Annotated in this window: 23 protein-coding genes; 7 read left to right on the forward strand and 16 right to left on the reverse strand. The window is 66.8% G+C overall.

The genetic code is table 11. The features are described 5' to 3' along the window. Positions 1 to 30: 30 nt before the first annotated feature. The 16 genes from BLU22_RS03635 to fliE all read right to left on the reverse strand — a co-directional run bounded on the left by BLU22_RS03635 (position 31) and on the right by fliE (position 15922). The gene (locus BLU22_RS03635) at positions 31 to 879 is read right to left on the reverse strand and encodes a CheR family methyltransferase (protein WP_197676776.1); all 849 of its coding nucleotides are present in this window, start codon (positions 877 to 879) and stop codon (positions 31 to 33) included. A 20-nt stretch (positions 880 to 899) separates the two neighbouring features. Continuing rightward, positions 900 to 2663, reverse strand: a complete 1764-nt coding sequence (locus tag BLU22_RS03640; RefSeq protein WP_090212195.1) for a methyl-accepting chemotaxis protein — start codon at positions 2661 to 2663, stop codon at positions 900 to 902. 66 nt (positions 2664 to 2729) lie between these two features. After that, on the reverse strand, positions 2730 to 4049 hold the full coding sequence (locus tag BLU22_RS03645; RefSeq protein ID WP_090212197.1) for a methyl-accepting chemotaxis protein: 1320 nt from the start codon (positions 4047 to 4049) through the stop codon (positions 2730 to 2732). A gap of 44 nt (positions 4050 to 4093) precedes the next feature. Beyond that, positions 4094 to 5728, reverse strand: a complete 1635-nt coding sequence (locus BLU22_RS03650; RefSeq protein WP_090212199.1) for a methyl-accepting chemotaxis protein — start codon at positions 5726 to 5728, stop codon at positions 4094 to 4096. A gap of 149 nt (positions 5729 to 5877) precedes the next feature. Further along, positions 5878 to 6378: a chemotaxis protein CheW gene (locus BLU22_RS03655; protein ID WP_090212201.1), complete on the reverse strand. Its 501-nt coding sequence runs from the start codon at positions 6376 to 6378 to the stop codon at positions 5878 to 5880. Further along, positions 6375 to 8495 carry a chemotaxis protein CheA gene (gene cheA / locus BLU22_RS03660; RefSeq protein ID WP_090212202.1) on the reverse strand — a complete coding sequence of 707 codons (2121 nt, stop codon included), beginning with the start codon at positions 8493 to 8495 and terminating at the stop codon, positions 6375 to 6377. Before cheA ends, BLU22_RS03655 begins: the two co-directional genes overlap by 4 nt. Positions 8496 to 8518: 23 nt before the next feature. Further along, the gene (gene motB / locus BLU22_RS03665) at positions 8519 to 9481 is read right to left on the reverse strand and encodes a flagellar motor protein MotB (RefSeq protein ID WP_090212204.1); all 963 of its coding nucleotides are present in this window, start codon (positions 9479 to 9481) and stop codon (positions 8519 to 8521) included. After that, positions 9478 to 10353, reverse strand: a complete 876-nt coding sequence (gene motA / locus BLU22_RS03670; protein ID WP_090212205.1) for a flagellar motor stator protein MotA — start codon at positions 10351 to 10353, stop codon at positions 9478 to 9480. Before motA ends, motB begins: the two co-directional genes overlap by 4 nt. Before the next feature lie 152 nt (positions 10354 to 10505). Beyond that, a complete protein-coding gene (gene flhC, locus BLU22_RS03675) occupies positions 10506 to 11090 on the reverse strand; it encodes a flagellar transcriptional regulator FlhC (protein ID WP_231975268.1) in 585 nt (194 codons plus the stop codon). A gap of 30 nt (positions 11091 to 11120) precedes the next feature. Continuing rightward, complete coding sequence (gene flhD, locus BLU22_RS03680; RefSeq protein ID WP_090212210.1) at positions 11121 to 11450, reverse strand: flagellar transcriptional regulator FlhD; 330 nt, start codon at positions 11448 to 11450, stop codon at positions 11121 to 11123. A gap of 279 nt (positions 11451 to 11729) precedes the next feature. Beyond that, entirely contained in the window at positions 11730 to 12020 is a 291-nt protein-coding gene (locus tag BLU22_RS03685) for an EscU/YscU/HrcU family type III secretion system export apparatus switch protein (protein WP_090212212.1), read from the reverse strand. Further along, entirely contained in the window at positions 12013 to 13242 is a 1230-nt protein-coding gene (gene fliK, locus BLU22_RS03690; protein WP_090212213.1) for a flagellar hook-length control protein FliK, read from the reverse strand. Before fliK ends, BLU22_RS03685 begins: the two co-directional genes overlap by 8 nt. Beyond that, positions 13239 to 13619, reverse strand: a complete 381-nt coding sequence (locus BLU22_RS03695) for a flagellar protein FliT (RefSeq protein WP_090212214.1) — start codon at positions 13617 to 13619, stop codon at positions 13239 to 13241. Before BLU22_RS03695 ends, fliK begins: the two co-directional genes overlap by 4 nt. Next, a complete protein-coding gene (fliS, locus tag BLU22_RS03700; protein ID WP_231975269.1) occupies positions 13616 to 14014 on the reverse strand; it encodes a flagellar export chaperone FliS in 399 nt (132 codons plus the stop codon). The genes BLU22_RS03695 and fliS overlap by 4 nt, the downstream gene beginning before the upstream one ends. A 33-nt stretch (positions 14015 to 14047) precedes the next feature. Continuing rightward, positions 14048 to 15451: a flagellar filament capping protein FliD gene (gene fliD / locus BLU22_RS03705; protein ID WP_090212215.1), complete on the reverse strand. Its 1404-nt coding sequence runs from the start codon at positions 15449 to 15451 to the stop codon at positions 14048 to 14050. A 144-nt stretch (positions 15452 to 15595) separates the two neighbouring features. Next, positions 15596 to 15922 (reverse strand): flagellar hook-basal body complex protein FliE, encoded by a 327-nt coding sequence (fliE, locus tag BLU22_RS03710; protein ID WP_090212216.1) that lies wholly within the window; start codon positions 15920 to 15922, stop codon positions 15596 to 15598. A 317-nt stretch (positions 15923 to 16239) separates the two neighbouring features. Between fliE and fliF the strand changes: the two genes are divergently transcribed. The 7 genes from fliF (at position 16240) to fliL (ending at position 23654) form a co-directional block, all read left to right on the forward strand. Next, the gene (fliF, locus tag BLU22_RS03715; RefSeq protein ID WP_090212217.1) at positions 16240 to 18009 is read left to right on the forward strand and encodes a flagellar basal-body MS-ring/collar protein FliF; all 1770 of its coding nucleotides are present in this window, start codon (positions 16240 to 16242) and stop codon (positions 18007 to 18009) included. Position 18010: 1 nt separating this feature from the next. Further along, entirely contained in the window at positions 18011 to 18997 is a 987-nt protein-coding gene (gene fliG, locus BLU22_RS03720) for a flagellar motor switch protein FliG (RefSeq protein WP_231975270.1), read from the forward strand. Next, a complete protein-coding gene (fliH, locus tag BLU22_RS03725; protein ID WP_090212220.1) occupies positions 18990 to 19721 on the forward strand; it encodes a flagellar assembly protein FliH in 732 nt (243 codons plus the stop codon). Before fliG ends, fliH begins: the two co-directional genes overlap by 8 nt. Further along, positions 19718 to 21109 (forward strand): flagellar protein export ATPase FliI, encoded by a 1392-nt coding sequence (fliI, locus tag BLU22_RS03730; protein ID WP_090212222.1) that lies wholly within the window; start codon positions 19718 to 19720, stop codon positions 21107 to 21109. Before fliH ends, fliI begins: the two co-directional genes overlap by 4 nt. Positions 21110 to 21143: 34 nt before the next feature. Continuing rightward, positions 21144 to 21614 carry a flagellar export protein FliJ gene (gene fliJ, locus BLU22_RS03735; protein ID WP_090212224.1) on the forward strand — a complete coding sequence of 157 codons (471 nt, stop codon included), beginning with the start codon at positions 21144 to 21146 and terminating at the stop codon, positions 21612 to 21614. Positions 21615 to 21623: 9 nt separating this feature from the next. Further along, a complete protein-coding gene (locus tag BLU22_RS03740) occupies positions 21624 to 22940 on the forward strand; it encodes a flagellar hook-length control protein FliK (RefSeq protein ID WP_090212225.1) in 1317 nt (438 codons plus the stop codon). Between the two features lie 228 nt (positions 22941 to 23168). Continuing rightward, positions 23169 to 23654: a flagellar basal body-associated protein FliL gene (fliL, locus tag BLU22_RS03745; protein ID WP_090212227.1), complete on the forward strand. Its 486-nt coding sequence runs from the start codon at positions 23169 to 23171 to the stop codon at positions 23652 to 23654. Position 23655: the final 1 nt, after the last annotated feature.

The raw sequence follows: 23655 nt of genomic DNA on the forward strand, positions 1-23655 counted from the left end.
GCATATCAGGTCAATATCGGCGGCGCCGTCTCAGGCTTTAGCGCCCGGCGCCAGGGTGTAGACCGTCTGCCCGCGCAGCTTGAACTCGTCGGTCAGGTAGGTGAAGTTCTCCGAATGCCCGGTGATCAGCAGGCCGTCCGGCTTCATGTAGGGCACGAAGCGCTTGAGGATACGGGTCTGACTGGGCTTGTCGAAGTAGATCATGATGTTGCGGCAGAAGATCGCGTCGAACTGGCCGCTGACGTCCCAGCGCGGGGCGTGCAGGTTGAGCTGGCGAAAGTCCACCATCCGCGCCAGTTCCGGGCGCACCCGGGCCAGGCCGATGCGCTCGCCGCTGCCCTTGAGGAAGAAGCGCTTGACCCGCTCCTCGCCGATCTCCAGCACCTGCTTGAGCGGGTAGACGCCGACCTTGGCCTTGGCCAGGGCATCGGTGTCGATGTCGGTGGCGATCACCTGGGACTGGCTGGCCACGCTCGCCGGCAGGCTCTCCAGCAGGGTCATGGCGATCGAGTAGGGTTCCTCGCCCGTGGAGGCGGCGGCGCACCAGATGCGCACCGGCTCGCTGCGCCCGGCGATGTGCTGGGCCAGCAGCGGGAAGTGGTGGGCTTCGCGGAAGAACGCGGTCAGGTTGGTGGTCAGCGCGTTGGTGAAGGCCTCCCACTCGCGCGCCGCCGGCTGGCGGGCCAGGCGGTCGAGATAGTCGCCGAAATGGCTGATGCCATGCAGGCGCAGGCGCTTGGCCAGACGGCTGTAGACCATCTCGCGCTTGTTGTCGGCCAGCACGATGCCGGCACGGTCGTAGATCAGCTGGCAGATGCGTGCAAAATCGGTATCGGTCAGCACCAGGTCGCGGCCGAGAATGCCGGCCGCACCGGGCAGGTCAGTATGCAACTGGCTGCTCAAAATGACTCCCACTCCTCGACGACCGGGACATCCCGGCGCGAGTCAGGCTTGCCCGAACTCCCTTTGGCGGACATCGCCGCAGGTCCTGTGTTGGGCATTCCCTTGCCGGTTGCCGCGACGGCCGGACGGCTCGCCTGTGGCGCACGCACCGCCGCCGGACGGGCGGCGGTTTCCTTGAGACGGAAGACGGAGATGGCCCGTTCGACCTCGGCGACCTGATCCTCCAGGCGCTTGGCAACCTGTGCGGCGCTCTGCACCAGTCCGGCGTTCTGCTGGGTGACATCGTCCATCTGCACCACGGCCTGGTTGACTTGGGCGATGCCGCTGCTCTGCTCGTCGGAGGCGGCGGCGATCTCGCCCATGATGTCGTTGACCCGCGTCACCGCGCCGACCACGCCATCGATGCTCTGCTCGGCGCGCCGCACCAGCTGGGCGCCCGACTCGATCTGCAGCGAGGAGCTGTCGATCAGGCTGCGGATCTCCTTGGCCGCCGCCGCCGAGCGGCTGGCCAGGTTGCGCACCTCGCTGGCCACCACGGCAAAGCCGCGGCCCTGCTCGCCGGCCCGCGCCGCCTCCACCGAGGCGTTGAGGGCGAGGATGTTGGTCTGGAAGGCGATCGAGTCGATCACATTGATGATTTCGGTCATCTTGCGCGAGGTAGCGGTGATCTCGCGCATGGTCTCGACCACCTGGCTCATCACCGCCCCGCTGTCACGCACCGTGTCGGAGGCATCGCCGGACAGCTGGCTGGCCTGACGGGCGTTGCCGGCATTCTGCTGCACGGTGCCGGTCAGCTGCTCCATGCTCGCCGCGGTCTGCTGCAGGGACGCCGCCTGCTGCTCGGTACGCGAGGCCAGGTTCTCGTTGCCGCGGGCGATCTCGTGCGCCGAGTGGGCGAAGGTGTCGATGCTGCCGTTCACGTCGGCGGCGATGCTGGTCAGGCTCTTGCGCAGGGTGTCCAGCAGATGGGCCATGCGGCCCATCTCGTGCTCGCCGAAGTCCGGCAGCTCGGCACCGAGATTGCCGGCCGCCAGCTGGGCGGTGAAGTCCATCGAGGCGTGCAGCGGGCGCAGCACCGAGCGCACGGTCGAGTAGCCGAGTCCGGCCAGCAGCAGCAGGCCGACCAGCACCAGGCCCAGCTGAGCCATCTGGTAGCTGCCATGGGCCGCAGCGCTCTCGGCCTGCATGCCCAGGTAGCCGAGCAGCCCGCTGAGCAGCAGCAGGGCAACCGAGCTGCCGACCATCAGGGTCAGCCGCCCGCGCAGGGAGCCGAGCTTGCCGAGGCGCTCCAGCAGGCCGGGCAGACCGCGCTTGACCAGCCGGCCGCGGGCCAGCCCGAGGTTGCCGCCCTGTCCCGCCTGAATCGCCTGGTAGGCGGCGGCGGCGGTGTCGATGTCGCGCCGCGACGGCTTGACCCGCACCGAGGCATAGCCGGCCAGCTGACCATTCTCGTAGTAGGGCGTGACGTTGGCGTTGACCCAGTAGTGGTCGCCGTTCTTGCGACGGTTCTTGACGATGCCGTTCCAGCTCTGACCGCCCTGGATGGTCTGCCACAGGTTGGCGAACGCCACCGGCGGCATGTCGGGGTGGCGCACCAGGTTGTGGTTGGCGCCCATCAGCTCGGCATGGCTGTAACCGCTGACCTTGACGAACGCCGGATTGGCGTAGGTGATCCGCCCCTTGAGGTCGGTGCGCGAAATCAGGAAGTCGTCGTCCTGCAATTCGTACTCACGCTGGGTGACTGGCTGATTGTTGCGCATGCAAAAACATTCTCCGAGGCATCTGGCGCCCGGAGGATTCGTATCGTTCCGGGCGGGGTATTGTTATTAGAAGTCTTGCCAGTCGTCGTCCGTTTCGCGGCGGCTCGATTCCTTGCGAGCGGGAGTGGTGGGCTGGCGGGCGACGCTGCGCTCGGCGCTCTCGAACTGCGTCTGCGCCCAGGACTTGGCCGCGGCAGCCGGGGAGCGGCCGGCAGCCTGTTCGAACTCGGCCAGCACGCGGAACCCCTCCACGGCCTGGCGCAGGCGGTTGGCCTCACCGACCAGATCGGCTGCCGAACGACTGGCTTCCTGCACCAGGTTGGCGTTCTGCTGGGTCACCACGTCCATCTGGGTGACGGCTTGATTGACCAGGGCGATGCCGCTGCTCTGCTCCTGGGAGGCGGCGGCGATCTCGTCCATGATGTCGGCGACCTTCTGTACCGAGTCGACGATTTCCTGCATGGAGCTGCCCGCTTGGGCGACCAGCTTGCTGCCGGCATCGACCCGCTCGACCGAGGCGTTGATCAGCGCGCGGATCTCCTGCGAGGCCTGCGCACTGCGGCTGGCCAGGCTGCGCACCTCGCCGGCGACCACGGCAAAACCACGCCCCTGCTCGCCGGCCCGCGCCGCCTCCACCGAGGCGTTGAGGGCGAGAATGTTGGTCTGGAAGGCGATCGAGTCGATCAGCTTGATGATCTCGGCGACCTTCTGCGAGCTGCTGCTGATCTCGCCCATGGTGCTGACCACCTCGCCGACCACCTCGCCGCCGCGCTTGGCGGCCTGCGCCGCGCTGTCGGCCAGGCTGCTGGCCTGGCGTGCGTTGTCGGCGTTCTGCCCGACGGTGGAGGTCAGCTCCTCCATGCTCGATGCGGTGTCCTCCAGGGAGCTGGCCTGCTGCACGGTGCGGGTCGACAGGCTGCTGTTGCCGTCGGCGATTTCCTGCGCGCCGTCGCGGATCAGCTGGCTGCTGTGACGCACCGTACCGACGGTTTCCGACAGGCGCTGCTGGATGTGCGCCAGGCCGGCGAACAGCTTGCCGATCTCGTTGGTGCTGCGCACCTCGATGCGCCCGGCCAGGTCGCCGGCGGCGATCTGCTCGCAATGCTCGACCACCCGCTGCAGCGGCCGGATCACGTTCACCGACACCCCCCAGAGCACACCGACCACGGTCGCTGCGGTGCCCAGCAGGATCAGGCCGATCGCCCAGCGCACCAGCGTGGCGAACTCGGCGAAGTTCTGCAGCTGCACACCGCCGGCCCGCAGGGCCTGCTCGGCATGGTTGATGCTGTAGAGGTTCAGGGCGCTCGACACGGCCAGCAGCACCGCGAAAGTCGCCAAAACCAGAGCCCAGCTCACGCGCACTGTCATGTTGTCGATCAGTTTCATGCCCAACTCCCTGCCTAGTCTGTCTGCCGCTGTCGCCTCACGAATCAGCTGAAGCTGGTTTCGAAACGCTGCTCGCCCGCCCGCGGCGCCGGCACCTGTCGAGGCTCCTGCGCCGGTGCGTGGCGGGCGCTCTCGTCGGTGACGAAGTGCGCAACGTGCTCGCGCAGCTCGTCGCTCTGCTGGCTCAGGCGCTTCGAGGATTGTGCGCTGTCATGCACCAGACCGGCATTGCGCTGGGTCATCTGGTCCATTTCCGCCACGGCCACGTTGACCTGCTCGATACCGTTGCTCTGCTCGCTGGAGGCCGAGGAAATCTCGCTGATCAGGGTATTCAGGCGGGCCATGTCGCTGACCACGCCCTGGATGATCTCGCCGGTTTCGCGCACACGCTGGTTGCCGGCACGCACCTGGTCGCCGGCACCGTTGATCAGGTCCTTGATCTCGTGAGCGGCCTCGGCACTGCGGCTGGCCAGCTTGCGCACCTCGCCGGCCACCACGGCGAAGCCGCGGCCCTGCTCGCCGGCCCGCGCCGCTTCCACCGAGGCGTTGAGAGCGAGGATGTTGGTCTGGAAAGCGATCGAGTCGATGGTGTCGACGATGCTGGCCATCTGGCTGGCGCTGTTCTGGATCGCGTTCATGCTCGACACCACCTGCTCCATCGAGCTGCCGCCCTGACGGGCGTTCACCGCGCAGCTTTCCGCCAGACTGCGTGCCTGGTCGGCGTTCTCGGCATTCTGCTTGACCGTGGAGGTCAGCTCTTCCATGGTCGAGGCGGTCTCGGCCAGGGCCGCGGCCTGCTGTTCGGTGCGCGAGGCCAGTTCGGTGTTGCCGGCGCTGATGGTCAGCGCCGCGGTGTTCACCTCGTCGGCACTGCGCTGAATCTCGCCGACGATATTCGACAGCTGCTCGCACATGCGCGCGATAGCGGCCAGCAAGCTGCTGTCGTCGCCCGGACGCAGGCGCGGCCGGACGGTCAGGTCGCCCTCGGCGATCTGCTTGACCACCCGCGCGGCATAGCGCGGGTCGCCCCCCAGGCTGCGGCTCAGGTCGCGACTGACCCAGCCCATCATCAGGGTCAGCAGGGAGCCGATCACCATCAGGGCCAGCAGGGTGCGCAGCAGCTCGGCGTAGAAGGCCTTGTCGATGTCGGCGACGTACACGCCGGTGCCGATGTACCAGCCCCAGGCGTCGAAGCGCTTGATGTAGGAGCGCTTGGGCTCGGGCTCGCCGCTCGCCGCGTGCTTCCAGTGATAGTCGACGAAGGCCTGGCCATTGGCGGCGTTGGCGGCGTCGAGGAACTCGCGGAACAGCAGACGGCCGTCGATGTCCTTGTAGTCTTCCAGCGGAGTGCCGCTGGTGATGGTCGGGTGGCTGACGTTGTAGAGATCCTGGTCGAAGACGAAGAAGTAGCCGCGACCTTCGTCGTAGCGCATGGACTTGAGCAGCTCGCCCGCGTACAGCTGGCCGGCATCCAGCGTCATGCCGCCGCGTTCCACCTGAGCGGCCACGTCGCTGAGCATCGACACCACGATGGCGGTTTGCTCGCGGGCCTTGTTCTGGCGCTCTTCGGTCATGACCGTGCGGGTGCTCCAGGCGCCCCATGCGGCGATCAGCAGCATGGCGATCCAGGCGGCGACCAGGGAGCCCCACAGTTTCTGGTTGGTAGTCAGGTTACGCATATCACGCCCTTCGCGGGTTGCTTGTTATGTATCAGGCAGGTCTGTCGCCCACCTTGACGCCAATTTATCGTCTTAGCTATCGGCACGGCACGCCCGGACTTGAATCGAACGGCCGCCACACCCCCGTGCAGCGACCGCGAGCGCGGCACTCAGAGCGCGGCGCGTTCGACCAGGGCCAGCTCTTCGCTGTTGAGCAGCTTCTCGATATCGACCAGCACCAGCATGCGTTCGCCGATGCTGGCCAGGCCGCTGAGGTAGTCGGAGGACAGCGACAGGCTGAACTCCGGGGCCGGCTTGATCTGCTCGGGGGTCAGGGTCATCACGTCGGACACGCCATCGACCACCACGCCGACGATGCGGCTGCCGACATTGACCACGATGACCACGGTCTGCCCGCCGTACTCGACGCTGGGCAGGTTGAACTTGATGCGCAGATCGACGATCGGCACGATCACACCGCGCAGGTTGGTCACCCCCTTGATGAAGTCGGGCGTGTTGGCGATCCGCGTGACGTTCTCGTAGCCGCGGATTTCCTGGGCCTTGAGGATATCGATGGCGTACTCCTCGCTGCCCAGGGAGAACACCAGGTACTCGCGGCTCTGGCCATCGGCGACGGCAGCGGCCAGGCCGGATTGATTCAGGTTGGTCATGACAACATCATCTCCTGTACGGACGGTGCTGCGGCCCGCGACGGCTGCACAGCGGGTTGACTACGGCTGAGACGGTACAGATCGGCAATGTCGAGAATCAGCGCGACGCTGCCATCGCCGAGGATGGTCGCCGCGGAAACCCCCGGCACCTTGCGATAGTTGGTTTCCAGGTTCTTCACCACCACCTGCTGCTGACCGATCAGGTCGTCGACCAGCAGCGCATAGCGGCGGCCCTCGCCCTGGACGATCACCGCGATGCACTCGGTCGGTTCGGTGCGCGCATCGACGATGCCGAATACCTGATGCAGGGCGACCAGCGGCAGGTACTCTTCGCGCACCTTGAGCAGCTGGTCGGTGCCGGCCATCGAGTAGATGTCGTCGCTGCGCGGCTGCAGCGATTCGATCACCGCGTTGAGCGGCAGGATGAAGATCTCGTCGGCGGCGCGGATCGACATGCCGTCGAGAATCGCCAGGGTCAGCGGCAGGACGATGCGGGTGGTGGTGCCCTGCCCCTTGCGCGAGAGGATCTGCACATGGCCGCCGAGCGACTGGATGTTACGCTTGACCACATCCATGCCCACGCCACGCCCGGACACATCGGTGACCTTCTCGGCGGTGGAGAAGCCGGGGGCGAAGATCAGTTGGAACACCTCGTCGTCGGACATGCTGTCGGATACCGCCAGGCCGTTGCTGCGTGCCTTGGCCAGCAGCTTGTCGCGGTCCAGACCGGCGCCGTCGTCGATCACGTCGATGAGGATGTTGCCGCCCTGATGCTGGGCGGACAGGGTCAGACGGCCGGTGCGCGGCTTGCCGGCCGCCTCGCGGGCCTCCGGCAACTCGATGCCGTGGTCGAGGCTGTTGCGCACCAGGTGGTTGAGCGGATCGATGATGCGCTCGACCAGACTCTTGTCCAGTTCGGTGGACTTGCCGACGGTGATCAGCTCGACGTCCTTGCCCAGCTTGGCGGCGGTATCGCGCACCTGGCGGGGGAAGCGGCTGAACACGAAATCCATCGGCACCATGCGGATCGACATCACAGCTTCCTGCAGGTCGCGGGCATTGCGCTGCAGCAGGCTCATGCCGTTGACCAGCTCGCTGTGCACCGCGCCGTCGAGCTGGCTGACCGACTGGTCGAGCATCGACTGGGTGATCACCAGCTCGCCGACCAGGTTGATGATCTGGTCGACCTTGTCCACCGGCACACGCAGGCTGCTCGATTCGGCACTGGCCGCCGGCTTGCTCTCGGCGCGCGGCGCGGCGGGCTTGGCGGCGGGCGCCGGAGCGGGAGCCGCAACCGGTGCGGGCGCCGCAGCGACCGGCGGCGCAGCGGGCGCGGCGGCAGGAGCGGCCGGTGCGGCCGGTGCGGCCACGGGCGCCGGCGCCGCACTTGCGCCGATGCCCAGCACGCAGATTTCCAGCTGCTCGGGCTCGACCACGAAGCACAGTACCGCCTCGATGTCGTCGGCATCCTCGCCGCTCAGCAGCTCGACCTCGTAGCGCTGTTCGTTTCCGGACTCCTTGAGGATGCGGCCGAACTGCTTGAGCTCCTCGACCAGCAGGGCGCGGTCCTTCTCGCCGACGCCGAGCAGCGCGACGCACAGGCGGGCGCCTTCCTCGGCCGGGGCGCTGTCGGCCGCCGACGTTTCCACGGGGGCCTCGACGACCGGCTTTTCGACGGCAGGCGGTGCAGCGGGCTTGGCGGCGGCAGGCGCGGCGGCACTCGCGCCGCCGATTTCGTCCAGCGCCAGCTGCTGCAGGGTTTGGCAAATGCGCGCAAAGGCCTCCGCATCAGGCTCGGCGCTATTGCGATAGGCGTCCAGCTGATCTTGCAGCATGTCCTTGGTTTCCAGAAAGAGGTCGACGATGTCGCGACGCAGCGTCAGCTCGCCGCGGCGCAGGTGATCGAGCAGGTTCTCGAAAATATGTGTGGTCTTTTGCAGCACATCGAAGCCGAACGTGCCGGCCCCGCCCTTGATCGAGTGGGCGGCACGAAAGATGGCATTGAGCTGCTCGATATCCGGAGCGTCGATATCGAGCTCCAGCAGATGACGCTCCATATCTTCCAGAAGTTCTGCGGCCTCTTCGAAGAAGGTGTCGTAGAAATCGGTGATATCCATGCAGGCACCCAGGCAATTGTTGATTATGGGGTAACGCGTTGGCTGCCAGGCTCCGTGGCACCCTCCGGAACGGCAGCATCCTCTGCCGGCGTTGCGATTGCGGGCTCAGTTATAACCGAATCCGGGGCATCGCCGACTTGTTGCATGTCAGGGTCGTCCGGATTGAGGATCGCCTCGGCCGTCCGGCTGTTGAGCACGATGACCGTGATACGCCGATTGATCGCATCGTTGGGACCTGCGCCCTCGAAACGTACGCGGTCGGCCATGCCGGACACCCGCAGCAGCTTCTCGGAGGCCAGCCCGCCGGCGATCAGTTCGCGCCGCGAGGCGCCGGCCCGGTCGGCGGACAGTTCCCAGTTGCTGTAGCCGGCCTCGCCGCCGACATAGGGCAGGCTGTCGGTGTGTCCACTGATCTGGATGCTGTTGGGCAGCTCGTTGAGCATCGGTGCGAGAGTCCGCAGCAGCGTGCGCATGTAGGGCGCCAGACGCGCACTGCCCAGTTCGAACATCGGCCGCTGCTCGGTATCCACCACCTGGATACGCAGGCCCTCGGGGGTCACGTCGATGCGGATCTGGTCTTTCAGCTCGCGCAGCAGCGGGTCGCGCTCGATGACCGCCTCGATGCGCTCTTCCAGTTCGCTCATGCGGGCGCGCTCCTCGGCCAGCAACTGCTCCTCGCGCGGATCGATCCGGTTACGCTCGCCTTCGGCGAAGATCGGGTCGGGGCCGCCGCCGGGAATCGCACTGGTACTGGCGGTATCGCGATCGCCCCCCGCCATGGCAACCACCAGCGGGGTGCGGAAGTACTCGGCGACTGCGGTCTTCTGTGCCGGATCGGCCGACGACAGGACCCAAAGCACCAGAAACAGCGCCATCAGCGCCGTCATGAAGTCGGCGAAGGCAATTTTCCAGGCACCGCCGTGATGACCGTGCACCACCTTCTTGCGGCGAATGATGATGATCGGCCTGTGGCCATCGGCACTCATGCGTTGCCGGCTCCGGAGCTCTTGCTGTTGCGCACATGCTCCTCAAGCTCGCCCGCGCTGGGGCGCTCGGCGGTGTGCAGCGCCTTGCGGCCGAACTCCACCGCCAGTTGCGGCGCATAGCCGTTGAGGCTGGCCAGCAGGGTCACGCGCATGCACTGCAGGACCTTGACCGCCTCCGCCACCTGACCTTCGATGCGGCTGGCCAGCGGCGACACGAAGCCATAGGCCAGCAGGATGCCGAGGAAAGTACCTACCAGCGCGTGCGCGATCATCTTGCCCATCTCATCGGGCGAGGCGTCGGCGGCACTGAGCGCCTTGACCACGCCCATCACCGCCGCCACGATGCCGAACGCCGGCAGGGCATCGCTGACCCTGGTGAGGGCATTGGAAGGCAGGTGCGCCTCGTGCTCGAACTCCTCGATCTCGTGGAGCATCAGCTCGTCGATCTCGTGGGCATTCATATTGCCGCTGATCATCAAGCGCAGGTAGTCGGTGAGAAAGCTCATGATCATCGGATCGCGGGCCAGTCGCGGATAGTCGCTGAACATCGCGCTGTCCGCCGGATTGTCGATGTCCTTCTCGATCGACAGCATGCCCTCGCGCCGCGCCTTGGACAGCAACGTATAGAGCAGCGCCATCAGGTCCATGTACAGGGCCTTGTCGTACTTGAGCGTGGGCTTGAGCTTGGGGACGATGCGTAGCGTTGCGCGCAGCACCTTGCCATTGTTGGCCGCGATGAACACGCCGATGGCGCCGCCGCCGATCATGAGCAGCTCGGTCGGCTGATACAGCGGCCCGAGGCTGCCGCCGGAAAGGACGAACCCGCCGAACACGGAGAGGATGAGGATGATGAATCCGATAGCGATCAGCACAACTGGAGCGTCCTTAACTTGCAGGTCAGCACAACATTCTATCGACTGAACAACGCCGCACTTTAGCGGAAACCGGGGAACTTTCGTCGCAGATCCGACTCTCACCGGCCGCCACACCAGCCAACATGCCGGCGTGACGAGACCTCATGATGTCAGTGATCCAGCTTGTTTCCCAGCCATTGCGCAGCCGACACCGGCGAATCGCCCAGCGTCTCGGCGCTTTCCAGCTCGCGCAGCTCGGCTTCGCGCCGCTTGCGCGTCTTGCCCGCCCGCGAGGGTGGCTGGCAGATGCCGCACACATAGCCCTGCGTCGGCGCATGCGAGTGCGCCACGAACTGACCACCGCAGCAGGTGCAGCGCACCAGCTCCAGCATCTCGCTTTCAAAGAAGCGCACCAGCGTCCAGGCGCGGGTCAGGCCGAGCACGAACTCGCCGTCATCCAGACTGACCTGTTCGAGATACAGGCGGAACGCCTTGACGAAAGCTTCCATCCGCTCGCACTGGTAATCGTCCACCAGGCTGCGGTAGATGCCATAGAACAGCGAGGAGTGGATATTGGGCAACCAGGTGACGAACCAGTCCGTGGAGAAGGGCAGCATGCCCTTCGGCGGGGATACGCCACGCACCTCCTTGTACAAGCGGATCAGCCGCCCGCGACTGAGATCGGTCTCGGTCTCCAGGACCTGCAGCCGGGCCCCCAGCTCGATCAGCTCGATCGCCAGCTGGACCTGGAGCATCTCATTGACCAGACTTTTCTCCGACAACGCTCAGACCTCCCCATCCCTGCCAGCATCCGCACCGGCGGATGCCATGAGCAGCGCCGCGTGAATCCGCGACAGCCCCTGCTCGCGCTGATTGTTCAGCACTTTGGTCAGCTGCTCGGCATCCTCGAAGGCAAGCCTGCAGATCAGCTGATTGCTGCGCGCCAGCTGCACCAGTTGCTTGCCGGACAGATCCATCAGGAGCTCGGCCATGTCCGCGCCAAGCTTCAGGCGAAACATGGCCGTGGCGCGATCCTCACGCAGCAGGCGCTGAGCCAGCAGCAGGTAGGAGAGGTTCAGATCCTGAATGTCGTCCAGCACACTATCGGTACCCATTGGCACTCCCTGAAACCTCGCGTACGACATGCGCCGAGGTGACGCACGGCCGCAAGGAAACGATGACTGCGCCGTAGCGCGCCATCCGCTGTGATTATTAGGGGATCCACGCTGGCGCCAGAAAAATGACTGGCGTCACCGATGTTTTTTTGAACTTTACCACGCACCCCATCCATTGGGTAGCAGCCTTTCCCATCGCTGCCGACGCAATCACCCACCACTCGTCCGGTTATGCAACACGGTCGACAACCGCCACTTCGCGCAGATTCAAGCCGAGAGTCAGTCCCTGTCCCGCTCCAGGCTATGCACCCAGACCAGCAGCTCGGCAACGACCTGATACAGTTGTGGCGGGATCTGCGCATCCAGATCTACCTGCATCAGCAGCCCTACCAGCTCGGGCGCGCCATGCACCGGCACGCCGCTGCGCTGCGCCTCGGCGACGATGCGCTCGGCCAGCCCGCCATACCCCTTGGCAACCACACGCGGCGCAGCATCGCCATCCCCGTAGGCCAGCGCCAAGGCCTGGCGCCGCCGGTGTGGCGGAACCGTCTTGGCGGTATCGTCACTCATCTGCAGCCCCCTCGACGGGACGTGCCGCTACGCCCTGCAGATCGACCTCGGCAAAACCGCATGCCAGCAAACGTGCCTGCAGCTGCGGACGATCCGCCTCAAGACGCGCCAGCAGTTCGTCCGACTCGCTGACCACCCGCAGCGAAAGCTTCTCGCCTCGCCAGCTCACCGCCACATCCAGCACCCCCAGACGCTCCAGCTGCAGGGTAAAGCGCACCTGCCACTGCGCGGCCTCGTCCTCCGCCGCCGCGCTCTCGCGCCCCGACCCACCGCCTTCATCTTCCGGCGCCTGGATCAGCAACGCCATGAACACGCCGGGCCAGACCTGCCCCTCCCAGCGCAGCACCGGCGCCACCAGCAGCTCCAGCTGGTGACGCACAACCCCCTGCAACAGATCCTTGAGGACTGCCGCATCACGCGCCTGTGCCGGCACCGACCACTCGGGGTCATCGCCGGCCAGCGCCTCCATGGCCAAGGACAAGGCACTGCGCCGCACGCCGGCGACCTCTGCCTTGGCTTCCGCCTCGACCGGAACGACCTGCGGTGCACCAGCTACCGGCGCGGACAACTCCGCACCGGAGCGCGGTACGAGCCCGCTGCCGCCCTGCACCACAGGCGCGACGGGAGCGGCGGGAGCAGCAGCGGCGGATGCCGGGAAGAGCTTCGGCGCCAGCAACTGGGCCAGCAGGGAGCGCTCGCCCGTCGGCGCCGCTTGCGGCAACTGCGCCGCCCAGGTCTGCGGCTCGCGCAGCAAGGCCTGCAGCGGCAACTCGCCGCGATACCAGCGCGCCAGATGAGACTCGTAGAATACGCCGCTGGAGGAAATGCTTTGCCGCAGACTGCCGGCCAGCTGATCCGCCGGAACATCCGCCTTGCCGGTCAACAGCGGCGCCAGCGGCGTGATCGTCGAAGGCTGCGCAGGATGACGCAACAGGATGTCGGCAATGGTCCGCGCTGCCGGACTGAGGGTCGTGGTGGCCGACGACGTCTGCGCTGGCGGCGGCGCAGGCTGACCGGGGGAAGAGGCCGGACGCCCGGCCACATCCAGCAGAACCTGCGGCAGCCGCGCATCCAGCCGCGAGTCGCTGTGTACCGCACGCGCTGCTTCACTGGGCAGCAGCGGCGTCACCGGGGGATTGATCGGACGGGCAGTCGGCAGATCGACCCGCTTGCCCAGCACCTGATGCAGGAGGGTATCGATCAGCGGAGTTAAGCCACTCACCCCTGGGCTTTGCTGAAGCGTGCCGCCGCCTCATACACGGCGGCACCCGCGGCACTTCCACGCCCCTGCGGCTCGCGCCGACGGGACAAACCGATCAACTCGCCCAGCTCGTCGCGCCGCGCGACCAGCCGGCCACGAATCTCGACATCCAGTTCGAGAATCTGCTCCAGCAACTCCAGCTTGCGCCGCTGCCCCTTGGCATCGAGCCCCGGCAATGCATCGCACTGGCGCAGCTTCTCGACATCGATCAGGCAGCGCGACTTTTCCAGCAACAGACCGGACCAGTCACCGGAACGTGCCAGCTCCAGCATGCGCAGGGACTGCTGCAGGAGCAGCTCATAGGACTCGATAAGTTGCGGCGCTGCGCTCATGGTCATTGCCCGTTGATCTGAGGACCGATTTCACGCCAGGCGGAAGCGATGTCCCCAAGCAGGGAGATCGCTTCATCCAGACGCTGCGGGTCGTTGTACAGATTGGCCTGCATCAGCAGTCGCACCACATAGTCGTAGAGCTGCTCCAGACGCTCGGCCAGCTCGCCGCCACGCTCGTGATCCAGGCCGGCCATCAAGCCGTTGTTGACGATATCGATCGCCCTGGAGATGGCCCTGCCTTTCTCCGCCGGGTTGCCACCTTCCATGTGCAAGGCTGCGGTACGGATCGACGCCAAAGCGCCGTCGAACAGCATGACGATCAGTTGATGGGGGGAAGCCGACATGACGCCGCTCTCCACCCCGACCTTGGCATAGGCATTCGCCCCACGCATGGCATTCATGGCGTTACAGACTCTCCGCTGGATACCCCTGTATCACTTGCCCAGCTGGGCGTTCAGGGCATTGAATTGCTGGGTAATGTAGCTGCTGGTCGAATTCATGTTGGCCATCAGCGAGTCGAGCTGGGCGAACTGCTTGCGGTAGCGCTCGATGGTGGCGTTGATGCCGCTCTCCATCCGCTCATAACGCTCGTCCAGCCCCTTGTTGCGCTCCTTCAGGCCCTCGGTGCCCTTGGTCAGAGCCCCGTCGCTGGAAAGCATATCCTTCAGACTGCTGGCCAGCTTGCCCGCCAGGCCATCGTCCTCGACGCTAGCCCCGCCCGCGCCGGCGAAGAAGGTGCTGAGCGCTGCCGCATCGCCCTTGACCGCCTTGTCCAGCTTGTCGCTGTCGATCTTCAGCTTGCCGTCGAGCTGCAGGCTGATACCGATATCGGACAGCGCCTTGTAGGTGCCGCCCTCGCCCCCCGCCGACATCACGCCGCGCAACCGGCCTTGCACGCTGCGCAGCGCCGAGTCGCCGAGCAGCTCGCCCGCCACCTTGGTCTCGGCATTGAACGAAGTCAGACTGGACATGGTGCCAACCAGGGTGTTGTAGGCGTCCACGAAGCCGGTGATGGCCGACTTCATCGCCGCGGTATCGCGCTCGACGGTCAGGGTCTGCGCATCGCCGGTAGCGGATACGGTGAGGGTCACCCCCTGCAGAGCACCCTCGACGGTATTGGTCTGACTGCTGACGGCAATCCCGCTGACTTCGAGCTCGGCATTCTTGGCCGCCACGGTCTGCTTATAGCCACCGGCATTGCTACCTGCATCGTAGGCATTGAGCAGGCCATTCAACTGATCTCCACCAGCGCCGCCATCGTCGAAGTCGATAGTCATGGTCGACGCGGTACCGGTCTTGTCCGAGCTCAGCACCAGTCGATAGGGCGTAGCTGTACCGTCATTGACGATCGACGCGGTTACCCCGCCTTTCTTGGCGTTGATCGCATCGCGGATGCCTTCCAAAGTGTTGTTGCTGCTATCCAGGGTGACTTCCAGAGGATCGCCGCTACCGACCTTGATGCTCAGCGTCCCCTCGCCCAGCGCCGCGGTCTTGCTTGCCACGCCGCTGGTCGCCACGCTCTGTGCCTGGGCCAGCTGGGTCACCTTGACCTGATAGCTGCCCGGCACCGCGTCGGCGCTGGTCGCCACGGCAACACCGCTGCCGCTGATCTTACTGGTCTGCCCCTGGAAGGTCTTGGCATCGTTGAGCTTGGTGGTGGCCGCCTGCAACGAACCCAGCGCACCCTGCAGGCGCGCATAGGCGGAAATCTTCGACTGGTTGACCGCCTTCTGCTGGGCAAGCGGTTGGAGCTTGAGGCGCTCGGCCGTATCGAGCTGGTTCAGCAACCCGCTCAGATCCAGTCCGGAGCCCACGCCGAGGGATGAAATCGAAGCCATGACACTTGTTCCTTGAGCTGAGTCTCTGAAGGGCCGCTCCGACACTCCAGGCGAAGACTTTGAGCGGCAGCTATACCCTGACTATCGGCCGGAGCACGCAAGACTTTAGAAGACCGCGAGCCGAACCGCGAAAGGCATGCCCCCTCACACCTGCATGTTCATCACTTCCTTGTAGGCGCCAACCAGGCGATTGCGCACCTGCACGCCCATCTGGAAAGCCACGCTGGCCTTCTGCATGTCGACCATCACGTCGTTGAGCGCCACGTTCGGATCGCCGGACTGGAAGGCTTCGCCACGCGCGCTGGCGGCCTGCTGCAAGCGGTTGATGCGCTGGATCGCCGCCTGCAGCTCGCCGCCGAAGGCACTGCTCGCCGCGCTTGTGGAAGCCTGGCCTTGAGCGGCACTGCCGGCGGCCTGGGTGGCCAGGGACTGCAATTGCTGCAGCGCGGATTGAATGGCCGGTGTGCTCATGATCGGACTCTGGACGCCAATAAGGGGGACGCACCTGCAGGCAGGGCAAGAATGGCCGCAAGCCTACCAACCGAACAGACTGCGGAAAGCGACCAATTGGCAATAAAACCTCCGGCTTTTCTTGCCTTTGGGGTTGCCCTCTGCACGCATAATAGCGCTCCTCATACGTCCGCCCTCCGCACCGACAGCCTCTCTAGATCACGAGCCTGCACAGCCTTGGCGGCCCCACGCACGAACTCTGAACCGGATGCAGCAATGCCTTTCGTCTCGCCCCTGGTCAGCCACCGGAGGTGCTTGTGAGTAATGCAGCCCAAGGAATGAGCGGCACCCTGGGCACTCAAAGCAATCCGCAGGAAGCCCCCCCGCTGTCCCGTCTGCTCGACCAGATGCGCAGCAAGCCACTGATCCCCCTGCTGATCGCCGGTGCTGCCGTCCTGGCGATCGTCGTCGCCCTGCTGCTCTGGGCCCAGGCCCCCGAGTACCGCGTCATCTACAGCAACCTCAGCGAGGCCGATGGCGGGCGCATCATCGCCGAACTGGACAAGCGCGCCATTCCCTACCGCATCGGCGAGGGCGGACAGACCCTGCAGGTGCCGGCCGACAAGGTTCATGCCCTGCGCCTGCAACTGGCCGAGCAGGGGCTGCCGCAAGGCGGCAACGTCGGCTTCGAACTGCTCGACAACCAGGCCTTCGGTGTCAGCCAGTTCGCCGAGCAGATCAATTTCCAGCGCGGCCTGGAAGGCGAGCTGGCACGCTCGATAGAAGCGCTCGGCCCGGTCGCCCGCGCCCGCATCCATCTGGCCATGGGCCGTCAGTCGGTGTTCGTCCGCGAGCGCGAGCCGGCCAGCGCCTCGGTGGTCCTCAACCTGCACCCCGGTCGCGAACTCGGCGAGGGCCAGGTCAACGCCATCGTCCACATGGTGTCCTCCAGCGTCCCCGGCCTGAGCGCGGAGGCCGTCACGGTGGTCGACCAGAACGGGCGCCTGCTGTCGCTGCCCACCTCAGGTTCGCGCGACCTGGACGGCACCCAGCTCAGCTACATCGACGAGGTCGAGCGCTCCTACCAGCGGCGCATCGAGAACATCCTGCTGCCGATCCTCGGTCGCGAGAACGTCCGCGCCCAGGTGGTCGCCCAGATCGACTTCTCTTCCCGCGAGCAGACCGCCGAGCGCTACGGCCCCAACCAGCCCCCGAACGAGGCGGCGGTACGCAGCCAGCAACTGTCCGAGAACTACCTGGGCGGCGACCAGCTGGCCCGCGGCGTGCCCGGCGCGCTGACCAATTCGCCGCCCAACACGCCGCCGCCCGCACCGCCGGCGACCACCGACGCCGCGCAGCCTCCGGCAGCCCAGCAGACCGACGCGGCCGCCGCCACGAATGCCGCCAACGACGCCCAGGCGCCGGCCACCGCCAATGCGCAGACCGGCACCGCCCAGGGCTCGTCCTCGCTCAAGCGCGACCAGCTGATCAACTACGAAGTCGACCGCAGCGTCGAGCACGTGCAGCATCGCCGCGGCAACATCCAGCGCCTGACCGCCGCAGTGGTGATCAACTATCGCGATGCGGTGAACGCCGAGGGCGAGGCGATCCGCGAGCCGCTCAGCGCCGAAGAGCTGGAGAACATCAACCGTCTGGTGCGCCAGGCCATGGGCTTCTCGGCCATGCGCGGCGACGAACTGGAGGTGATCAACAGCCCCTTCGCGCCGCAAGAGGAAACGGTCGAGGTCACCGAGTGGTGGAAGACCCCGGAGTTCTTCAACCTGGCATCGAGCCTGTCGCGCTACCTGCTGGTGGCCTTCATCGCCCTGCTGCTCTGGCTGCTGATCCTGCGTCCGCTCAAGCGCCGTCACGACGAGACCCTGGAGGCCGCCGCCGCTCAGGCCGCCGCCATCGAGGCCGCCACGCTCGCCGCCAGTGCCGCTCCCGCGCCGGGCACGGTCAGCGCCGAAGAAGCGGCCCTGCAACGCAAGCAGCGCCGCAAGTCGTCGGTCTACGAGCACAACCTGGAAAACGTCCGCGAAATGGCCAAGGAAGATCCGCGCCTGGTCGCCATGATCGTCCGCACCTGGATGAGCAAAGATGATTGAGATGACGCCCGTACGCCGCAGCGCGATCCTGCTGCTGTGCCTGGATGAGGACAGCGCCGCCGAGGTCATCAAGTTCCTGCCGCCCAAGGACGTGGAAATCGTCAGTATGGAAATGGCCCGCCTGACGCAGATTTCCCACGAGGAAATGCGTCAGGTGCTCGAAGAGTTCATGGACGAGACCGAGCAGTACGCGGCGATCAACATCCACTCCAGCGACCACATCCGCGCCGTGCTGACCAAGGCGCTCGGCAGCGAACGGGCCACCAGCCTGATCGAGGACATCCTCGAAACCAGCAACACCGGCTCGGGCATGGACAAGCTCAACCTGATGGAGGCCTCGACGGTCGCCGAGATGATCCGCGACGAACACCCGCAGATCATCGCCACCATCCTCGTCCACCTGGAGCGCCACCAGGCCGCCGACATCCTCGAACTGTTCGACGAACGACTGCGCAACGACATCGTCCTGCGTATCGCCACCTTCAGCGGCGTGCAGCCGGTGGCCCTGCAGGAACTCACCGAGGTACTCGGCGGCATGCTCGACGGTCAGAACCTCAAGCGCAGCAAGATGGGCGGCGTGAGAACCGCGGCGGAAATCCTCAACCTGATGAATTCCAGCCAGGAAGAGGTCGCCATCCAGACCGTGCGCGCCCACAGCGAGGACCTGGCACAGAAGATCCTCGACGAGATGTTCCTGTTCGAGAACCTGCTGGACGTGGACAACCGCGGCATCCAGCTGATCCTCAAGGAAGTCGATACCAACTCGCTGGTCATCGCCCTCAAGGGCGCCCCGCCGGCGCTGCTGGAGAAGTTCCTGATGAACATGTCGCAGCGTGCCGCCCAGCTGCTCAAGGAGGACATGGAGGCGCGCGGCCCGATCCGCATCTCCCAGGTCGAGAGCGAGCAGAAGGCCATCCTGCAGATCGTCCGCCGCCTGGCCGACAGCGGCGAGATAGTCCTGGGCGGCGGGGACGACGCCTATGTCTGACCGCGGCTCGCGCGACGGCAGCGAACAGTGGCGCCCCTGGCAGATGGACGAACTGGAGCGTCCGGCCGACAGCGCACAACCCGATCAGGACAGCCTGCGCCGCGAAGCCATTCGTCGCCAGGCGTTCCGCCGCAACGCCGAGCTCGAAGCCCTGCGCCGCCAGGCTCACGAGCAGGCGCGCCAGCAGGGCCACGAGGAGGGCTTCGCCGCCGGACGCGCCGAGGGATACGCCCAGGGCCTCGAAGAGGGCCGCCGCGCCGGCGAACAGGAGCTGCAGCTGCAGATCGCCCAGACCCTGCAGCCACTGCGCCAGCTCGCCGAAGAGTTCCGCAAGGCGCTGGCCCACCTGGACGAGCAGATCGCCGACCAGCTGGTCGGCCTGGCCATGGCCACCGGCCGCCATCTGGCCGGCGAGGCGCTGCAGACCCATCCCGAACAGATCCTCGCCATCGTCCGCGAACTGCTGCACGCCGAGCCGGCGCTGACCGGCAAGCCGCGCCTGTGGCTGCACCCGGCCGACCTGCTGCTGGTCAGGGCGCACCTCGGCAACGAACTGGCCGCTGCCGGCTGGCAGCTGCAGCCGGACGAGCTGGTCAGCCGCGGCGGCTGCCGGGTCAACAGTGCCAGCGGCGAGCTAGACGCGACTTGGGAAAGCCGCTGGGACAGCCTGCTCGAACAGCTGCGCCATCGCCAGTCCCCCGGCGCCAGCCACACCGCGCCATGACCTCCGCCGCCGCCCATCGCCAGCGCTGGCTGCACGCTCTGGACAGCGTGCAGCAGCGCATCACGGAACTCCCCGCCTACCGCACCAGCGGGCGCATCGTGCGCGCCACCGGCATGGTGCTGGAAGCCGTCGGCCTGCGCATTCCGCTCGGCGGCGTCTGCCGCATCGAACTGTCATGTAACAGCCAGCCACAGGCCGGGCGCCGCTTTGCCGAGGCCGAGGTGGTCGGCTTTGCCGGCGAGCGGCTGTTTCTCATGCCCCTCGAGGAAATCAGCGGACTGCAACCCGGCGCGCGCGTGCTGCCGCTGGGCGAAGGGCGCAGCGGCGGCCTCAGCGCCCGGCGCTTTCCGCTCGGCGAAAGCCTGCTCGGGCGCGTGGTGGACGGCAGCGGCGAGCCGCTGGATGGTCAGGGCCCGCTGAGCCAGGCCCATTACGCGACCCTGCAGACGCCGCCGATCAACCCGCTCAACCGCGCACCCATCGACACCCAGATCGACGTCGGCATCCGCGCCATCAACGGCCTGCTCAGCGTCGGCCGCGGCCAGCGCATGGGCCTGTTCGCCGGCTCCGGCGTCGGCAAATCGGTGCTGCTCGGCATGATGGCCCGCTACACCCGCGCCGACGTGATCGTCGTCGGCCTGATCGGCGAGCGGGGCCGCGAGGTGCAGGACTTCATCGACAACATCCTCGGCGAAGAGGGCCGCCGCCGCTCGGTGGTGGTCGCCGCACCGGCCGACACCTCGCCGCTCAAGCGCCTGCAGGGCGCGGCCTACGCCACCCGCCTGGCCGAGGACTTCCGCGATCACGGCAAGGACGTGCTGCTGATCATGGATTCGCTGACCCGCTACGCCATGGCCCAGCGCGAGATCGCCCTGGCCATCGGCGAGCCGCCGGCGACCAAGGGCTACCCGCCGTCGGTGTTCGCCAAGCTGCCGCGCCTGGTGGAGAAGACCGGCAACGGCCCGCGCGGCGGCGGCTCGATCACCGCGTTCTATACCGTGCTCAGCGAAGGCGACGACCAGCAGGATCCGATCGCCGACTCGGCCCGGGCGATTCTCGACGGGCACATCGTGCTGTCCCGGGCCCTGGCCGAGAGCGGCCACTACCCGGCCATCGACATCGAAGCCTCGATCAGCCGGGCGATGACCGCCATCGTCAGCGACGCCCAGCAGCGCCGGGCCCAGCAGTTCAAGCAGCTGCTCTCCAAATATCAGCGCAACCGCGACCTGATCAGCGTCGGCGCCTATGCGCCGGGTCATGACCCGCAGCTCGACCATGCGGTAACCTTGTATCCTCGACTGGAGCGCTTCCTGCAGCAGCGCATCCACGAGCGCGCCGACCTGGCGGAAACGCTGAACGTGCTCGACCATCTGGTTCCCGGCCCCTGAGGCCTGTGCTGCGCCGCTCGACAGGTAACCCGCCATGGCCGCGACCACCGCCCTCGATACCCTGATCGACCTGACCAAGGAAGCCCTGGATCAGGCCGCCCGCCTGCTGGCAGGCGAGCGGCGTACCCAGCAGCAGGTGCTGCAGCAGCTGCAGACCCTGAACCAGTACCGCCTGGAGTACGGCCAGCGCCTGCAGGAGGCGCTGCAGCAGGGCATCGACCCCGCCAGCCTGCTCAACTACCGGGCCTTTCTCGGCTCGCTGGACAACGCCATCGAGCGCGCCAGCCAGACCCTGCGCCAGCAGCAGCAAAAAGTCGACAACAGCCAGCGACTGTGGCAAGAACAACACCGCAAGCTGAATTCCTACGACACCCTGGTCGAACGTCGCCAGCAGACCGTCATGCTGCACGCCAGCCGCGCCGAACAGCGCGCCAGCGACGAACTCAGCGCGCGCATGAGCCGCAACGGCGCCGCGCTCCTCCCGCCGTCCGACCAAAGTGCATAAAGAGGCTTCATGGACATCATCGCCCTGCCCGCAACACCGGCCGCCACCACGCCGCCCTCCACAGCGCCACGCCAGGACGAAGGCTTTGCCCGCAGCCTGGAGCAGGCCAGCGCGCGCCAGCCGGCCGGCGGCGACAAGAGCGGCGGCCGCACCGCGACCGATACCCGCACCGCGCGCAGCACTCCACCCTCGGCCCAGAGCAGCGATCACGAAGCACAGGACGCCGGCTACGACAGCGCCGTGCCGACCGAGCTGGCTGCGCTGCTGAGCCTCCAAACTCTGCCGGTCGCTATGCCCGACAACGAGGGTGCTGCTACCCCAAGCAACCCCCTGCCCGGCGAAGCGCCGCTGCCTGCCATCCTACCCGGCAGCGCCGAACTGGTCGCCGCGGATGCCGTCCTGCTGGCTACCTCGCAGGATGCAGCACCTGTAGCGCCTGGCGCCCCGCTGTTACCCAGCGATAGCGCGGCGGACAGCCTGGCGCAGATCAGCGCCCGCCTGGCGCTGATCGAGCAGGCCGGCAATCCCCTGCCGGCAAACGAGATGGCCGCGGCGCAGAACGGCGCTGCGCCGCTCGCCGCCACACCTCTGGCCGGGCTCAATCCCCTGCCGCGCAGCGATAGCCAGAGCGCCGCTTCCGCCACCCTCGACAACCTCACCGGCACCCGCACACAGAGCGTCCCGCAGCCCACACTGGTCCCGAGCACAAGCGCAGCTGCCATGCCCGCCGCCGATGCAGCCAGCGCGCCCGCCGCGCCGCTGCCGAGCAGTGCCGCCGGCTTCGACATCCCCGAGGGCCTGCAGACCGTCCGCAGCGAGCCCTTCGCCCCCAGCCTGGCAGCGGCCACCACCAGCAGCCCGGCCGCCAGCCTGCCGGCTGCGACCCTGAGCGCTCCGCTCGGCAGCAGCGACTGGCAGCAGGGCCTGGGCCAACAGCTGATCGGCCTGCACCAGCGCGGCGGACAGCAGATCGAGCTGCACCTGCACCCGGCCGAGCTGGGTCCCCTGTCGATCAGCCTGAAGCTCGGCGACAATGCCGCCCACGCGCATTTCCTGGCGGCGCACCCGCAGGTGCGCGCCGCCATCGAACAGGCCCTGCCGCAGCTGCGTGAGGCGCTGGCCGAACAGGGCATCACCCTCGGCGAGACCTCCGTGGGCGAGCAGCGCCAGCAGCAGGCCCAGGGCGAGCCCGGGTCGCGCAGCGAGGCCCGGGGCGAACAACTGGCCGGCAACGGCGAGGCCGACGAGATCGCCACCGGGCTGCCGCAGGCCGGCGCCCGCACCACGACCGGCCTGCTGGCCGGCGGTATCGACCTGTATGCATGAGGCCGCGCGAGGGCGGCGGCACGGCCAGGGCAGCCGGGACTCAACCTTCCCGGCGCGTGGCCGATAAGCCTGCCAGGCACCTTCGCCAGTGCCCCGGACGCTGCGGATTTTGTGCGGCAAAACAGGAAGATAGCCGCGATACGCGAGCCTTATCTGTCCATCGCGGACGACAGCCTGTCGTCATACTCTTCACCCTGCTGAATGACCGATCCCGACATGGCACGAGCAATGAGCAATCCCCGACCCGCCGCCAAGAAGAACACCTGGCTGATGCCGCTGCTTCTGGCAGTCATCGCCGCCGGCGGCAGCGCAGCGGGCATGTACTACTTCATGGTCAAGCGCGGCATGAGCGACTTCGGCATGACGCCGGCCGCAGCTCAGCCGATCCAGGCCGCGCAGCCGATCTTCGTGCCGATTTCGCCGTTCACCGTCAACCTGCAGAGCGAACGCCGCCAGCCGCACCTGCTGTACATCGGCCTGTCGCTGCAGGTGAGCGACAAACAGACCCAGGAATTCCTGCTCCAGCACATGCCGCAGATCCGCAGCCGCCTGCTGATGCTGATGGCCGGGCAGAAGGCCGAAGAGCTGATCACCCCCAATGGCAAGGATGTGCTCTCGGCACAGATTCTCGGCCTGTTCCAGACCCCGCTGGCCACGCCACAGCCCCCGCTGGGCGTGATCGACGTCCTCTACACCGACTTCATAGTGCAATAGG

Source organism: Pseudomonas guangdongensis (genome assembly GCF_900105885.1).
GTDB lineage: Bacteria > Pseudomonadota > Gammaproteobacteria > Pseudomonadales > Pseudomonadaceae > Geopseudomonas > Geopseudomonas guangdongensis.